This is a genomic window from Brachybacterium sp. SYSU DS0246 (genome assembly GCF_059391765.1).
In genome coordinates, this window is the sequence record NZ_JBZXYT010000048.1 from 1 (window position 1) to 15,541 (window position 15,541).

The following is a 15,541-nucleotide window of genomic DNA, read 5'->3' on the forward strand; positions in this document are numbered from 1 at the left end:
GAAGGAATGCAACTATATGGCGGCCAGCGCCGAGTCACCCCGCCTGAGCGCCGTCAGGTCGCGCACCGGACCACGAAGTTGCGCGAGGCCCCGCGACCCCGGGACCCCGGGACCCCGGGGCGGCCGGATCGGCAGGCGCGGCCGAGCCGCCGGGGCCGCCGGCCTACCTGCTTCCCGCCGGAGCTCGTCCTCAGCTCACCAGGACCTGGGTGGAGGACTCCTTGAGCTTCCCGTTGGCCCACCGCATCTGCCGCAGGTTATCCGGGTGGCAGCGCTTGGTCAGCGCGAGCAGTTCCGCGTGCTTGATGCCCTGCGCAGCCTGGCCGAGCATCTCCCAGTCGGCCGAGACGCCCGCGGCCATCGTGTAGGTCTCGCGCAGGTCGACCAGCAGCAGCAGGCCAACCTTGCTGTCCCGGCCCAGCAGGTCGCTGCTGCGCTCGCGCAGCTTCTGGCGCAGCGGATGCTCCCCCGCGGGCTCGGGATCCAGCTGCTGGCCGAACTGCGGGGCGATCTCGGCCAGCTCCCGCACGTGCCGCTGGGACCAGCGGGCGAGATCCTGCCCCAGGTGGTAGATCTCGTGGTCGACCTTGTGCCGCTCCGAGATGTGCAGCAGCTTCCGTGCCAGGTTGTTCTCCGAACGGTGCAGCTCCGCCAGTGCCAGTCCGATCTTCATCGTGCCCCCTCCGTCTCGATGCTCTCGCTCGCGGTCGCCGCCGGGCCACCGGCCGTCGGCGTCCCGGTGGTCCGGGTCCGCGCCACCGAGGCGGACGCGGTCGTCGTCGGCGCCGGGGCAGACGGGCCGGAACCGGCCGTGACCAGCTCGATCCGCGCGGCCGCGGTCTTGAAGATCGGCTGCTTGGAAGCCGGATCCCAGTCGGTGATGGTCAGCTCGTTCGCGGCGCGGCCGGCCGCGTCCGGCTCGTGCCCGGCATCGGTGTCCCAGTAGCCGTAGTGGAAGGGCAGGAACAGCACGCCGTCCCGGATCCCGGTGATGCGCACCGCGGCCTCCACCACGCCCCGCGGTGTGGTGATGCGGGCCAGATCTCCCTCGGTGAAGCCGCCCCGGTCGGCGTCGCCGACGGACATCTCGACCCAGACCTCCGGAGCCGCGGCCTGCAGCTGCGGCGCGCGTCCGGTCTTGGTGCGGGTGTGGAAGTGGTACAGGGTGCGCCCGGTGATCAGCTGCAGCGGGTACTCGGCGCTGGGCAGCTCGTGCGGAGGCATGTACGCCGCCGCCTTCAGCACCGCCTTGCCGGAGGGGTTCATGGACTTATACTCGTCCGGCTCCAGCGGGGCACCGGTGACGAGGTCGCGGCCGTAGCTCTCGCAGTACATCGGGTCGGCCCAGAACATCCCGTCCTGGTAGATGCGCTCGGAACCCTCGAGGTGCTCGTCGTTGCAGGGCCACTGGATGCCCGAGCCGCCGCGGAGCTTGTCGTAGGTGATGCCGGTGTAGTCGCACGGCCGCCCGCGGGTGCATTCCTTCCACGCCTCGAAGGCCTCCTCCGGTTCGGTCCACGGCACCAGCGGGCCGCCGTCCTTGTCGCGCAGGTCGAGGCGACGGGCGTAGTCGACGAAGATGTCGAGATCGGGCCTCGCCTCGCCGGGTGGATCGATCGCCTTCTCGGAGAGGTGGACGGTGCGGTCGACGTTGGTGAAGGTCCCCGTCTTCTCGCCCCAGGTGGCGGCGGGCAGGACCACGTCGGCCAGCTGGGCGGTCTCGGTCAGGAAGATGTCCTGGACCACCAGCAGCAGTCCCTCGCGCTGCAGGATCGAGCGGATGCGGGCGAGCTCGGGCAGCGAGACCGCCGGGTTGGTGCCGCTGACCCACAGCAGCTTGATCGAGCCCTCCTCCACGTAGCGCATCATCTGCATGACGTGGGTGGGCGGGGAGTAGTGCGGGATGGACATCGGGTCCACGTTCCACACCTTCGCGAGGTCGGCGACGTGGGCGTCGTTGGACCAGTTGCGAAAGCCCGGCAGGTCACCGTCCCCGCCGCACTCGCGAGTGTTCTGCGCGGTGGGCTGACCGTTCATCTGCAGGATGCCGCGACCGGGGGCACCGAGCATGCCGCGGACGATGTGGATGTTGTTGACCTGCACGGCCGCAGCAGTGGCCTGGTTGGACTGGTAGAAGCCCTGGAGCACGGTCGACAGCAGCCGCTCGGCGCTGCCGAGGAGGCGGGCGGCCTCGCGGATCTGCTCGGCCGGGATGTCGCAGATCCGGGCGGCGACCTCCGGCGGGTACTCGCGCACGCGCTTGCTCAGCTCGTCGTAGCCCACCGCGTGCGCGTCGAGATAGTCGTGATCGACCCAGTCATGGGTGACGATCTCGTGCAGCAGGGCGTTCATGAGGGCGACATTGGTGCCGGGTCGCGGTGCCAGGTGCACGGTGGCGTGCTCGGCGACCTTCGTCGGCCGCGGGTCCACGCAGATCAGCTGCGGCGGGTTCGGCCCCTCCAGGCGGTCCAGGATCCGCATCCACAGCACCGACTGGGTCTCCGCCATGTTGTGCCCGTACAGGGCGATCACGTCGGCGTGGTCGATGTCGGTGTACGAGCCCGGCTGGCCGTCGCAGGCGAAGGATTCCTTCAGCGCGGCCGCGGCGGTCGCGGTGCACAGCCGTGTATTGCCGTCGACGTGGTTGGTGCCGATCCCGCCGTGGGCCAGGAGTCCGAGGGTGTAGTACTCCTCCGCGAAGAGCTGGCCGGTGGTGTAGAAGCCGATCGCACTGGGCCCCTGCTCGTCCAGGAGCTCGCGGGTACGGCCGGCCACGCGGTCCATCGCCGTGTCCCAGTCGGTCTCGACCAGTTCGCCGTCCTCGCGGATCAGCGGCCGCGTGAGTCGATCCCCCGAGGCATTGGCCTGCCAGCCGTAGAGGTCCTTGACGCCGAGGCGGCCGTGGTTGACGCGGTCCTCCGCCCTGCCGCGCACGCCGACCATCCGGTCGTCCTTGACCGCGATATCGAGGGCGTCGCCGTTGGAGTGGAGGATGGAGGCGGCCTGGACCCAGCGGTCGACGTCCGCCGCAGTCACCCCTTCGGCCAGATGCGTGTCCACGCGCACGGGCCACGTCTGACCTGGTCCGTACGGGGTACGCTGCCCCCATGGCTCGGCGATCCTGTCCGTGTCCCTGGTCGTCATCGAGTTCCTTCCGCTCGCCGACGCCCGCACGACTGTGACCCGGACGCCGTTCGCACACGCTGTCCCTCTGCGGCGGACCCTACGCAGGAGGCGCTCGGCCGACAAGGATGATGGTGTTCCGAGCGGTCCGGCTGAGCGGTCCGGCTGAGCGGTCTGGCCGCGCGGTCCGGTCGGCGCATCCGGCGGCTCGGTCCGCGCATCCGACGGCGGTGCCGGTCGCCGCACCCGACGGCGCGGCAGGCGGTCAGGGAGCGGTTGCGACGCCGGCCCCGCCGTACAGCAGCGCCCGGCCGACGCGGACGTCCACGCGGTCGCCCCGGCGCAGGCCGCGCTCCGGGACGCGTGCCTGCAGCGGCTGCCCGTGCCAGGTCAGCTGGACCTGCGCGCCGGTGCGCGTGAACAGGCTCGATTCGACGTGCCCCTCCCCCTCCGGGTCGGCGCGCAGACGGACCTCCTCGGGAAGCACGGCCAGGACGTGGCCGGTGGCGGGCCGCGCGGCGCTGCCGGAATCGTCGGCCCTCGCGCTGCCCGGACCGTCGGCGTCCGCGCCGGCAGGAGCGTCGGCCCTCGTGCCGGCAGGAGCGTCGGCCCTCGCACCGTCGGGACCGTCGGCGCTCATGGTCCGCACCACGCCGACGGGCACGCGGTGGCCGCCCGTGCGCAGCCGCAGTTCGTCGCCGGCGGGCACGACGTCCAGCAGGGTGGCGTCGGCCAGGAACGAGGCGACGAAGGAGGTCGCAGGATCCTCGACCAGCTCCTGAGGGGTTCCGACCTGCTGGAGGGCGCCGTGATCGAGCACGGCCACCCGGTCGGCCACGGCGAGCGCCTCCTCGCGGTCGTGGGTCACGTGCACGACGGTCAGGCCCTCCCGCTCGGCGAGCATGCGGATCTCGACCCGCATCGCGGCGCGCAGCGGCTCATCCAGCGCCGAGAGCGCCTCGTCCAGCAGCAGCACCCGGGGCCGGGCGGCCAGGGCGCGGGCGAGTGCGACCCGCTGGCGCTGCCCGCCGGAGAGGGTCGCGGGGTTGCGGTCGCGGTACTCGGCCAGGCCCACCAGCTCGAGGGCGTGCTCCGTGCGCCGGCGCCGCTCGGTCGCCGCGAGGCCGGTGCGCCGCAGCGGGTAGTCGACGTTGCGGCCGACCGACCAGTGGGGCCAGATGGCGTGCTGCTGGAAGACCATGCCCAGGCCGCGCCGCTCGGGCGGTACCCAGGCATCGGCTCCGGAGACGGTGGTCTCGCCGAGGGTGATGGTGCCGGCGTCGGGCTGGACGAATCCGGCGATGGCTCGCAGCAGGCTGGTCTTGCCGGATCCGGAGGGGCCCACCAGGGCGAGGAACTCCCCGTCGGCCGCGGCGAGCGAGACCCGGTCCAGCGCGCGGGTGCCGCCGGGGTAGGTGAGGCTGAGGTCGGTGCAGGTCAGGCTGGACATTCATTCACCTCAGGGGGCGGGACGTCCCGACCAGTGCGAGACCGGTCAGGCCCACCACGGCGACGAGGAGGGACAGGGCGGAGGCGGAGTTGTAGTCCCCGGCCTGCTGGAGGTTGAAGATGACGACCCCGAGGGTCTGCGCACCGGGGGCCAGCAGCAGGGCCGACAGGGTCAGTTCCCGCACGGCGGTCAGGGCCACCAGCAGGCCACCGGTCAGGGCCGCGGGGACGGCGAGCCGGCCGGCGACATCCACGAGGGCGCGGCCGCGGGTGGCGCCGGAGATCCGGGCGGCCTCCTCCAGCGCGGTGGGGGTGCCGGCCAGCGGGGCGCGCACGGCCTGGACCACGATGGCTGTGAACGCGGTGATGTAGGCGAGCAGGATCAGCTCACGCGTGTTGTACAGCCCGGTGTACCGGCCCAGGATCAGCCAGCCGACGGCGATGATGGTGCCGGGGATGGCTTGGGGCAGCAGGGTCGCCACCAGCATCCCGGCGTTGTCCCGGGAGCGGGTGCGGGTGGTCAGGATACCGATGACGGTGCCGAGGACGGTCGTGGCGAGGGCGGCCCCTGCCGCGAGCAGCAGGGAGTTCAGGATGCCGCGCTGAGAGTTCGGCGAGGTCAGGGCGGTGGTGAAGTTCTCCAGGGTGGCGGTACCGGGCGTCAGGGGGATGCCGGGCGCCGGCACCAGGGCGCGCAGGGCGAGCCCGAGCAGCGGCAGGATCGTCACGGCCAGCACCGCTGCGGCGATCACCGCGGCCGCCGGCACGCGCAGGGTGCCCAGGCGCAGGATGCTGCCGGTCCCGTCACCGGTCAGCTCACTGCCGACGCGGCGCGTGGCCAGGTAGTCCGCGATGGCGCCGGCGATGCCCAGCGTCATCAGCAGCAGTCCGATCTGGGCGGAGACCTGCAGCGGGGCCTCGACGGTGCCGGACTGGATGTACCGGTAGACCATCGTGGAGAGGGTGTAGAAGCGTTCGGGCAGCCCGAGCAGGGCGGGGATGCCGAAGTCGCCGAGCGCGGAGACGGCGTTGAGCGTGAAGGCCGAGAGCACCGCGGGGCGCAGCAGCCGGAAGGTGACGTCGGCGAAGACCTGCCAGGGCGCGGCGCCGGAGATCCGGGCGGCCTCCTCGAGGGCCGCAGGGACCCGGTGCAGGGCGCCGGCGATGATCAGGTAGGCCAGCGGCACCGAGTGGACCGTCAGCAGGAACGTCACCCCGTCGCCGCCGCGGATGTCCCACAGGGGCGCGCCGAACAGCTGGTTCAGTGAGCCGCCGGGGCCCAGCAGCCCGCTCCAGGCGATGGCGCCGACGAAGGGCGGCATGAGCATCGGGCTCAGCGAGAGCAGGCGGATCCAGCGCCGTCCCGGCAGGTCGGTGCGCTCCAGCGCCAGTGCGAGCACGAGGGCGATCACGACGCTGAAGGCGGCCGACAGGCCCGAGGTGACCAGGCTGTTGACCGTCGCGCGGGCGATGCCGTCGCGCAGCAGCAGGTCGGCGTGGTTGTCGCCGAGGGCGAGCGAGACCACCATCGCCAGCGGCGCGGCGACGAGGCCGGCCAGCAGCAGCCAGACGGCCAGCCGGCTGAGAGCGATCGGTCCGATACGCGGTCCGTTCGGCAGCGTCGCGACGGTGACCGCCCGATCCGGGGCGGGCGAGTGCGATGTCCGCTCGGGGGTGTTGAGCAGAGCGGGCTTCACCCGCCCATGATCCCGTTGAAGGTGTCGACGGCGGCGGCCTGCTGGTCGGTGGTGACCGCCTCGGCCTCCGGGGTCATCAGGGCGATATCGGCCATGGCCGGTGCGCCCTCGGGGGTGCCGGCGTCCTCGCGCACCGGCAGGTAGCTCTGGGCGACGGCGAGCTCCTGGCCGGTGGTGCTGACGACGAAGTCGAGGAAGGTGGCGGCGGCTTCGGGGTGCTGGGAGTCGGCGAAGATGGCGCCGGGCTGGCTGATGTAGGGCACGCCCTCGGAGGGGTAGGAGACCTCCACGGGGGAGCCCTCGGCGGCGAGGTCGCGCACGAGGTAGTCCACGACGATGCCGACGGGCTGGGCGGCTTCGGCGACCGCCTGCGAGGTGGGCCCGTTGGACTCGGCGATCACGGGATTGTTGGCGGCCAGGTCGCTGAGCCAGGCCTCGCCGAGCTGATCGTCGGCCAGCCACACAGCGGCGTTGTAGGCGGCCGCGCCGGAGACGTCGGGGTTCGGCATCACCAGCTGGTCGCGGTACTGCTCGCCGGTGAGCTCCTGCCAGCTGGTGGGCGGCTCGGTGATCTCGTTCGTGTTGACCATGATCACGGTGGGGATGATGCGGGTGCCGACGTAGTAGCCGTCGGCATCGAGCACCTCGGGCAGCAGCGCGTCCTCCTCGGCGGGCTCGTACGGGGCGAGCAGGTCCTCGGCCTTGTAGCCCTCGAAGGTGGGGGCGTCGGCCGCGATGAGCACGTCGGCGCCGACCGCGCCGGTCTCCTTCTCGGTGTCGATGCGGGCCTTGAGGTCACCGGTCCCGGCGCGGAACGTCTCGACGGTGATCTCGGGGTGCTCCTCGTTGAACGCGGCGATCAGCTCGTCGATCTTGGCCTGGGGCTCCGAGGTGTACAGGGTGATGGTGGTGGACTCGCCTCCGCCGGCGTCGGAGGCCCCCGCGTCACCGGCGGCCGCGTCCGGGTCGGCCGGTTCGGAGCAGGCGGCGAGGCCGGCGGCTGCGGTGGTGGAGGCGAGGAGCGCGAGGGCGGTGCGACGAGTGGTCACGGGAGATGACCTTTCTAGGGGCTCAGGGAGTGCAGGGATGGTTCGCTGAGCCGCCGACGGTACGGGCGCCGGGCAAGGCCGCCGTGGCGAGGCGGTGAACGCGGGGCGACACCGGAATGTCGAGCCGGTACGCGCCGGCGCCGCCCCGCAACGCTCCTCAGCTGCCGCCGTCCGCCTCGTCGTCGGGATGGAAGATCTCCTCGATCGGGGCGCCGAACTCGGCGGCGATCCGGAAGGCCAGCGGCAGGGACGGGTCGTACCGGCCATTCTCGATGGCGATCACCGTCTGGCGGGAGACGCCGAGTGCGGCGCCGAGCTCGGCCTGTGACCAGCGGCGTTCGGTGCGTCGGGCTTTGATGTCGTTGCGCATCTCCGGGCCCCCTCAGCGGTAGCGGACGGCGGAGACGATGGTCCCGGCGATCCAGCCGAGCATGAGGATCGAGAAGGCGAAGATCCAGTTCAGCTCCGGCAGCAGGTAGAACTGCAGCACCCCGACGGCCAGGATCAGCGGGGTCGCGATGACGAAGGCCAGCAGGATCGCCTCGGCGATCTTTCGCCTCTCGAACTCGTCGCCGCTGCGGTACATCTCGATGTTCGCCCAGGCCATGAGGCCGACGGCAGGGAGTACCAGGAGGGCGGGGAGCCAGGCGGGCACGCCGATGTCGGCGGAGAAGCCCGCGAGGACGAGGGCGAGGCCGTAGAGGACCGCTCCGGCGACGAAGCGGAGGGCGAAGGAACGGTTGGCACGGGAGCGGGCGGAGGTGGTCATGGGAACTCCTTCGGACGAGAGGTGCGGTGGACCGGGTCAGAGCAGAGCCACAGCGAGCGTGGGCAGTCCCAGCAGCAGCAGATCCAGGCCCCAGTGGGCGAGCACGAGCGGCATCAGCCGGCGCATCCACAGCCATAGCCCCCCGAGCAGCAGTCCCGCGAACAGGGTGGAGAGAACCTTTGCCGCGATATCCGGGGCGGAGGTCAGAGCGAACCCGACATGCTGGAGCGCGAAGACGACGGCAACCATGACCAGGGCACCGATGCGTCCGAGAGCCGGCTGCAGGCGGGGCTGCGCGTAGCCCCGATAGACGGCCTCCTCGGACACCGCGATGGTCAGCGGGGCGACGAGGAATCCGACCAACCCCACCCAGAGCGGGATCGACGGAGTCGTCTGCGGGCTCGGCGGCGCGCCACCGTAAACGATGAGGTTGGCGACGACGTTCGAGGCCAGGAATCCGACCACGACGATGATCAGCAGCAACCCGCCCCAGGCGAGGTCGACCCAGCGCCACGGACCGAGGAGGTCACGCAGCCGGCGCCCCTCGGCGTGCATCGCCCGGGCCACGATCCCCAGGGCGAGCAGGTCGACGATGACGACGAGGGCGTTGGCGTAGAGCAGGGAGAGGTTCGCCGCCAGGAGCCCGAGGCCCAGGAGCAGGATCAGCACGGGTCGCACGGCGAGCACCCCGGCGATGCGCAGCCCGGGGGTCTGCTGGGCGCCGGCGTCCTGGGACGGAAAGGGGGCTGAGGTCGGATCGGCGGTCACAGGTGGGCGGAACGGCCCGGAGGCCGGAGTCGCTGTATCCATACGACGAATGTATGGGTACCTTGACATCAGAGTCAAGGGATCTTGACGCCTTTTGTCAACACCCCTTGACCTACCTCAGGGCGGGTCCGCACTTGGGAACGGGTTCTCATCAGACACTGCTCCCGGGGACCGCGCAGCGCGAGGGCCTGCTTGGAGCCGCTCGGGCGCCCGGCTTCAGGACGTCTCGAGCTCCCCGAGCACCCATGCCGGGTCGTCCGTGGTGATCGTGTCCACGCCGCAGGCCCGCGCCACGGCGAGCTCCTGCGGGGTGTTGATCGTCCACGGGTTCACCGCGAGGCGGGCCGCACGAGCCGCCTCCGCCGCCCGCAGCGACAGGCCGCCGATCCACGGGCCGATCCCGGCCGCGCCGAACTCCCGGGCCGTCTCGAGAGCCTGCTCGTCGACCTGACGCACCAGGTAGGAGACCGGGGTATCGGTGGCGCGGCGGATCTCGGCGAGCGCCTCGGGGTGGAAGGAGATCACCGTCGAGCGCGCAGCCGGGGATCCGGCCGGCAGGTCGCGCAGGATCGCCGCGACCGCCTGCGCGGCCGGTGCCACCTTGACCTCGATGAACACCGGCACGGTGGTCATCTCCAGGAGGTCCTCGAGCGTCGGGATCCTCTCGCCGTCGCCCAGCAGCACCCGATCCAGCTCGGCTCGGGTCAGGTCGCCGAGCGCGCCGGTGCGCAGCGGGGAGGCCGGGTCCGCGGTGCGGTCGATGCTCTCGTCGTGCATGACCATCACGTGCCCGTCGGCGCTGAGGTGCACATCGCACTCGAGCAGCTGCGCCCCGTCCTCCAGGGCCCGGCGGAACCCGGCCAGCGTGTTCTCCGGGGCATGAACGGGGGCACCGCGGTGGCCCACGATCGCTGGGCGAGCAGGAGTTCCCGCCGGGGAGGGCGCTGCCGCCGGGGAGGGTGCTGGCGGCGGGGAGGGTGCTGCCGGCGGTGCGTGGTGCTCGGACATGATTCTCCTGGGTCGGGTCTGTTCTCGTCGGTGCGGTTGTGCCCTGCCGCTCAGCGGCCCAGCTGGTTCTCGACCACGCGGCGGATGCGGGCCGGGTCGTCGGCCCCGATCCACGGCGCCCCGAGATCGAGGGCCAGGGCGACCTCCTCGTCGGTACGGGTACCCCACAGGGTAGGGACAATCCCGCGTGCGCGGATCCGGTCAGCGTCGCCCGCGCGCAGCTGGGACGCACGCACGGCGAGGGTCGCGGCCTCGAGCTGCGCCGCCTCCTCCAGCACACTCTCGCTGAGCTCGCGAGCGAGGTATCCGCGCGGGACGGCCGGGGCGCGCTCGTGCGCTGTGCGAAGCGCCTCGGGGTGGAAGGAGATGATGCGCGCCGGCGGGACGGGACGATCCCAGGCGTCATCCCCGAACCGGTCCAGCAGGATCGCGGCGACCCGTCGGGCGGCGGCGATGGCCTTGATCTCGACCAGGACCGGTGCCGGCGCGCCCGGCCCGCGCGGAGGGGAGCCGGCGACATCGAGCACGTCGGAGAGGGTCGGGATGTGCTCGTCCTCCCCCACCAGCACCTGGTCCAGCCGGGAGCGGGTCAGCTCGGCGACGGCGCCGGTGCGCAGGGGCGAGTCCCGCTGCGCGGTGCGGTCGACCGTGGCGTCGTGGATCACCGCGTCGAGACCGTCGCTGGACAGGTGCACGTCGCACTCGAGCATGTCGGCGCCGTCGGCGAGCCCGCGCCGGAATGCGGCCAGGGTGTTCTCGGGCGCGACGCGGGCGGCGCCGCGATGGCCGACGATCAGGGGCGCGCGGTGCGCCATCGGGGGATCCTTCCGCTCGGGAGCGGCAGCGGCAGCACCCCAGCGGGTGGGCACTGCCGCTGCGTCTCAACCGCCGGTGTGCTCGGCGATCAGCCGCGTCGCCCAGGCCGGGTCGTCGACGGTGATCGTGTCGCAGCCCAGCTCCAGCGCCCGGGCCAGCTCCTCCTCGGAGCGGGCGGTCCACAGGTTCAGCTGGACGCCCAGCTCCCGGGCGCGGTCGACGTCGGCCTGGCGGGCGTCGGCGATCCGCACCCCGATCTGCGCCACCTCGAGCTCCGCGGCGGTCTCGAAGAACTCCGTCGAGGTGGCCGTGGTGGTGAGCAGGCGAGGGATGCGCGGTGCCTCGGTCCTCGCCGTGCGCAGCGCCTCGGGGTGGAAGGAGATGATCTGCGCCGGGGCGGCCGACGGATCCTCCCAGTCGCCGTCCTCGAAGAACTCCGTGAGGATCCGGGCGACCAGCTGCGCAGCGGCGGGTGCCTTGATCTCGACCAGCAGCGGCACACGTGTGCCGTCCTCTCGGGTCGCGGCCTCCAGCACCTGGGTGAGCGTGGGAATGTGCTCACCCTTCCCGACCAGCACCCGGTCCAACTGGGCACGGGTCAGATCCGCCACCGCACCGGTGTGCAGCGGCGACTCCTCCTCGGCCGTGCGGTCGATGGTGGCGTCGTGGATGACCGCGTCGGCCCCGTCGCTGGAGAGGTGGACATCGCACTCCAGCAGGCCCGATCCGTCGGCGATCCCGCGGCGGAAGGAGAGCAGGGTGTTCTCGGGCTCCACCGCTGCCGCGCCGCGATGGCCGACGATCTGCGGGATCCGAGGAGCAGCCGCCCCCGGGGCCGAGGAGACCGTGGCGGAGAGCTCCGTCGCGGCCGGCTGCGCAGCCGGGGCGCTCGGGGTGGGAGCCGAACCGTCGCCGGCCGTCGTCGCCGTCACTTCCAGCCCTCGAACTCGACGGACTCCATGTCCTCGCGATTGTCGTCGAGGATCTCCTGGAGCGACGTGGCGGCGGCGTCCAGGGCCTCCTGGGCGGGCGTGTTGTCGCCGTAGACCTTGGTCTGGGCGGCGGAGATCTCGGTGACCGCGGCCTGGAACCAGTTGGTGTAGTCGGCGGTGCGGGCGATCTCGAGCTGATCCAGCGCGACGCCGTAGTTGGGATCCTTCTCCACGTTCTCCTTGACGCGATCGGTGTCCGCAGCGGCCTGGACGATCGGCACGTACCCGGTGCCGATGTGCCAGGTGGCGGACTGCTCCGGGCCCGCCAGGAAGCGGAACAGCTCAGCGCAGGCGTCCTGACGGTCCTGGGACTCGGCGCGCACGATGGACAGGCCGGAGCCGCCGGTGGGCACGGCCGCCTCCTGACCCTCCTTGGAGAGCATGAAGCACACGCCGACCTCGAAGTCGGCGGCTTCCGTGGTGCCGGTGAGGCTTGCGGTGGAGCCGCGCTTGCCGGCGCTGACCCCGGCGCTGAAGTCCGTGCCCGGGTCCTGCGCGAGGTAGGCGTAGCCGTCCTCGTGGACGAACTTGCGCTGCCACTCGAGCCACTCGACGCCGGCCTCGTCGTTGATCGTGACCTCGAAGTCCTGGTTGGAGTTCGCGCCCCCGAAGCCCCAGATGTCGGCCTGTCCGTGCCACGCGTCGTCCGAGCTGAAGGCCAGGGCGGACATCGGGCGGCCGTCGACCTCGATCTTCGCCAGCTCCGGGGCGAACTCCGCGAGATCCTCCCAGGTCTTGGGCCCCTCTTCGGGAAGCCCCGCCTCGATGTAGCGGGTCTTGTTGAAGTAGAACAACGGGGTGGAGCGCGCGAAAGGCACCAGGAACGTCTCACCGGCGGCCTTGGACTCGGGCACGAAGTTCTGGATGTAGGTGTCCAGGTTCCACTCGTCGTCGAAGTAGCCGTCCAGGGGAACCAGGGCGTCGGAGAAGTAGAACTGCAGCCACTGCATCTCGGGGAAGCAGACGATGTCCGGCACGGCGCGGGCCTGCAGCGCCGCGGTGAACTTCTGATTGAGATCCGCGTAGCCGCCGACGGACTCGGCGATCGCGACGATCTCGTCCTGGGACTCGTTGAACTCGTCGAACAGGCCCGTCAGGACGTCGAACATGCCGCCGGTCCAGGGTGCCCAGAACAGGATCGGGGTGCGGCCCTCGTACCCCTCGGGGATGGTCAGATCGGCCTGCGAGAAGCCCTCGCGCAGGTTGCTCTCGGCATTGTCACCGCCGGCCGGGGCACCACAGGCAGCGAGGCCCGCGGCGCCGGCGCCGAGTCCCAGGGCGCCGAGCATGCGGCGGCGGGAGAACTGGGACGAGGGGGTGTACAGACGGGACATGTCAATCGCTCCTTGGTGAGGGTGTGCAGCTGGCGGTCGAGGGCCGGCACGGGTGATCCGGCCGGGGGGCAGGGTCGGAGCACAGGGCTCTGGTGGTGTGCAGGTTCGAGGGCTCCGGCGGCGGGCAGGGCCGGCGCCGAGGATTGGCGCGGCGTCACTTCATGGCGCCGGCGGCGAGGCCGCCGATGATGCGTTTCTGGGCGAGGAAGAAGATGACGAGCATGGGGAGGGAGACGAACACGGCGCCGGCCATGATCACGCCCCAGTTGGAGTAGCCCTCCTGGGTGCGCAGGAACAGCAGACCGATGGGGAGAGTGCGCATGTTGGCCGTGCTGGTGACGATCAGGGGCCACACGTATTCGTTCCATTTGCTGACCATCACGATCAGCGTGCAGGTCAGGATCATGGGGCTGGACAGCGGGACCACGATCGTGAGCATCCGGCGGATGTGACCGGCGCCGTCGATCTCCGCGGCCTGGAGGATGTCCTTGTCGATGGTGCGCATGTACTGGTAGAGCAGGAACATCGCGAAGGCGCTGGCGACGCCGGGCAGGATGATCCCGGCGTACGAATTCAGCCAGCCCAGGTTCGCCACGGTGATGTAGTTGACGATCAGGGTGACGTGCCCCGGCAGCATCATCGAGGCGACGATCAGGGCGAAGGCGATCTTCTTGTACCGGAAGTCCACGAACACGAACGCGTAGGCGCACAGGATCGCCAGCGAGATCTCCAGGGCGGTGCCCACGCCGGTGGTGATGATCGAGTTCAGGAAGAACCGGTCGAAGGGCGCGGCGTTCCACGCGTCGAGGAAGTTCTCGAGCGTCACCTGCGTCGGGATCCACTGCAGCGGCCAGGAGTAGATCTGCTCGTGCGGCTTCAGCGACGAGGAGAACAGCCAGTACAGCGGCAGGATGAAGACTCCGATGGTCGCCACGACCGCGGCGATCAGCAGACCGGTCAGCCACGCCGGGCGGCGCGGTCCGCGACGGCGACCGGCGTTGAGGTCCGCCCGGCGGCTGGTCCCGTCGGCCGCCTGCGGGATCGTGGAGGCCTGTGCCGGCTCTGTGCTCAGGGTGCTCATGAGTCGTAGTTCACCTTCTTCTCGCCGTAGCGGACCTGCACGTAGGTGATGATCAGCAGGATCACCAGCAGCACGGTGGCGGCCGCGGACGCGGTGCCGATGTCGAAGTTCTTGAAGGCCTCCTCGTAGACCATCCAGCTCAGGGTCGACGAGGAGATGCCGGGCCCACCGCCCGTCATGATCGAGATGATGTCGAAGGCCTGAGCCGCGGAGATCACGCCGGTGATCGAGAGGAAGAACGTGATCGGGCTCAGCAGCGGCAGCGTCAGGTGGCGGAACAGCTTCACCCCGTGCGCACCGTCGAGCGCGGCCGCCTCGTAGAGGTCCTTCGGCAGGTCGAGGATCGCGGTGTAGCAGATGACGGTGACGAAGCCGAGGCGCTGCCAGGTGTAGGCGATGGTGATCGCCCACAGCGACCAGTCGGAGGTAGTGGTCCAGTCCGGCGATGCCGCGCCGAACAGGGAGAACGCCCAGCGTGAGAGCCCGTAGTTGGGGTCGAACATGAACAGCCACAGGATGCCGACCGCGGCGCCGGGGAGCATGTGCGGGGCGAAGGCCATGGTCTGGGCGAAACCGGTCAGCGGCACCTTCGTGGCCAGCAGGCTGCCCAGCAGCAGGCCCCCGATGATGGAGCCGACCACGCTGACGCCGGTGAAGATCAGGGTGTTCAGCAGGATCTGGAGGAAGCCCGGGTCGGTCAGCAGGTCGCGGTAGTTCTCCAGCCCCACGAACTCGGGCGTGGGGGCGACGAAGTCCCAGTCGGCGAAGCTGAGGCCGATGTTGTACAGCGCCGGATAGTACGAGAACACGATGATCGCGATGAGGTTCGGGGCGATCAGCGCGCCGAAGAGCAGTGCGTCGCGGCGCACCCGGCGGCGGCGCTGGGGTGAGCGCCGGCGCTCCTCGCTCCTCAGCGTGGTGCCTCGCGTCCCGCTGCCGGCCGATCCCGTACCCGTGACGCCGCCCAACGTGCCGGCCCGGTCGGGAACCGACGGGTTCGACGGGTCCGACGGGGGCTGCGGTCGCACGGCGAGTGTCATGGGAGCGCTCCCACCTTCCTGTTGGGTGGAGGTGTCCGCGGGGGCGGACGTTCACGTGAGAGGTGGTCGCGGCGTGACCTGGCGGTCAGCGTGAACCAGGGACGGTGCGGCGCATCCGCCGCGCTGGTGCCATGCCCGGCACGGGATGACTGCGCTGCTGCGTCGACGGCCCTCACCGTAAAGAGCCCCCGGCCCGCGCGCCACTGCCCGTCGAGCCCGGTGAACCGCTCGTGAACGTGGACTGTCCGCGCAGGTGGGAGCGCTCCCACCAACGCGGCGCACCGGGGTCGGCGGGCCCGACGGGTGCCCGTCGGGCGGTCGGTTCCTCGGATGTTCACCCCCCCTGCACGGAAAGTTCCGCGACGGAGCGTTCTGGCCAACTGTCCGAGAACCCACGCTTCACCGGGGCGTCATC

General features: G+C 71.2%; 14 protein-coding genes. All 14 read right to left on the minus strand.

Annotated features, from left to right (window positions below; all coding sequences use genetic code 11):
- Positions 1 to 190 precede the first annotated feature (190 nt).
- Positions 191 to 673, minus strand: a complete 483-nt coding sequence (locus AC5020_RS16270) for a hypothetical protein (protein ID WP_377017673.1) — start codon at positions 671 to 673, stop codon at positions 191 to 193.
- Positions 670 to 3,144, minus strand: coding sequence for a molybdopterin oxidoreductase family protein (locus tag AC5020_RS16275; protein ID WP_464989045.1), 2,475 nt, complete (start codon positions 3,142 to 3,144; stop codon positions 670 to 672). The genes AC5020_RS16270 and AC5020_RS16275 overlap by 4 nt, the downstream gene beginning before the upstream one ends.
- A 244-nt stretch (positions 3,145 to 3,388) precedes the next feature.
- Complete coding sequence (locus AC5020_RS16280; protein ID WP_464989046.1) at positions 3,389 to 4,573, minus strand: ABC transporter ATP-binding protein; 1,185 nt, start codon at positions 4,571 to 4,573, stop codon at positions 3,389 to 3,391.
- Between the two features lie 4 nt (positions 4,574 to 4,577).
- Positions 4,578 to 6,269, minus strand: a complete 1,692-nt coding sequence (locus tag AC5020_RS16285; protein ID WP_464989047.1) for an ABC transporter permease — start codon at positions 6,267 to 6,269, stop codon at positions 4,578 to 4,580.
- On the minus strand, positions 6,266 to 7,318 hold the full coding sequence (locus AC5020_RS16290) for an ABC transporter substrate-binding protein (protein WP_464989048.1): 1,053 nt from the start codon (positions 7,316 to 7,318) through the stop codon (positions 6,266 to 6,268). The genes AC5020_RS16285 and AC5020_RS16290 overlap by 4 nt, the downstream gene beginning before the upstream one ends.
- A 157-nt stretch (positions 7,319 to 7,475) precedes the next feature.
- Positions 7,476 to 7,688 carry a helix-turn-helix transcriptional regulator gene (locus tag AC5020_RS16295; RefSeq protein ID WP_377017683.1) on the minus strand — a complete coding sequence of 71 codons (213 nt, stop codon included), beginning with the start codon at positions 7,686 to 7,688 and terminating at the stop codon, positions 7,476 to 7,478.
- Between the two features lie 12 nt (positions 7,689 to 7,700).
- Entirely contained in the window at positions 7,701 to 8,087 is a 387-nt protein-coding gene (locus tag AC5020_RS16300) for a hypothetical protein (protein WP_464989049.1), read from the minus strand.
- 36 nt (positions 8,088 to 8,123) lie between these two features.
- Positions 8,124 to 8,897: a CPBP family intramembrane glutamic endopeptidase gene (locus tag AC5020_RS16305; protein ID WP_464989050.1), complete on the minus strand. Its 774-nt coding sequence runs from the start codon at positions 8,895 to 8,897 to the stop codon at positions 8,124 to 8,126.
- Positions 8,898 to 9,071: 174 nt separating this feature from the next.
- Positions 9,072 to 9,863 carry a glycerophosphodiester phosphodiesterase gene (locus AC5020_RS16310; protein WP_464989051.1) on the minus strand — a complete coding sequence of 264 codons (792 nt, stop codon included), beginning with the start codon at positions 9,861 to 9,863 and terminating at the stop codon, positions 9,072 to 9,074.
- A gap of 50 nt (positions 9,864 to 9,913) precedes the next feature.
- Positions 9,914 to 10,678: a glycerophosphodiester phosphodiesterase gene (locus tag AC5020_RS16315; protein ID WP_464989052.1), complete on the minus strand. Its 765-nt coding sequence runs from the start codon at positions 10,676 to 10,678 to the stop codon at positions 9,914 to 9,916.
- A gap of 66 nt (positions 10,679 to 10,744) precedes the next feature.
- Positions 10,745 to 11,611 (minus strand): glycerophosphodiester phosphodiesterase, encoded by an 867-nt coding sequence (locus AC5020_RS16320; protein ID WP_464989053.1) that lies wholly within the window; start codon positions 11,609 to 11,611, stop codon positions 10,745 to 10,747.
- Positions 11,608 to 13,005: an ABC transporter substrate-binding protein gene (locus AC5020_RS16325; protein ID WP_377793482.1), complete on the minus strand. Its 1,398-nt coding sequence runs from the start codon at positions 13,003 to 13,005 to the stop codon at positions 11,608 to 11,610. The genes AC5020_RS16320 and AC5020_RS16325 overlap by 4 nt, the downstream gene beginning before the upstream one ends.
- A 154-nt stretch (positions 13,006 to 13,159) precedes the next feature.
- A complete protein-coding gene (locus tag AC5020_RS16330) occupies positions 13,160 to 14,086 on the minus strand; it encodes a carbohydrate ABC transporter permease (RefSeq protein ID WP_377017698.1) in 927 nt (308 codons plus the stop codon).
- Entirely contained in the window at positions 14,083 to 15,126 is a 1,044-nt protein-coding gene (locus AC5020_RS16335; protein ID WP_464989054.1) for a carbohydrate ABC transporter permease, read from the minus strand. The genes AC5020_RS16330 and AC5020_RS16335 overlap by 4 nt, the downstream gene beginning before the upstream one ends.
- Positions 15,127 to 15,541: the final 415 nt, after the last annotated feature.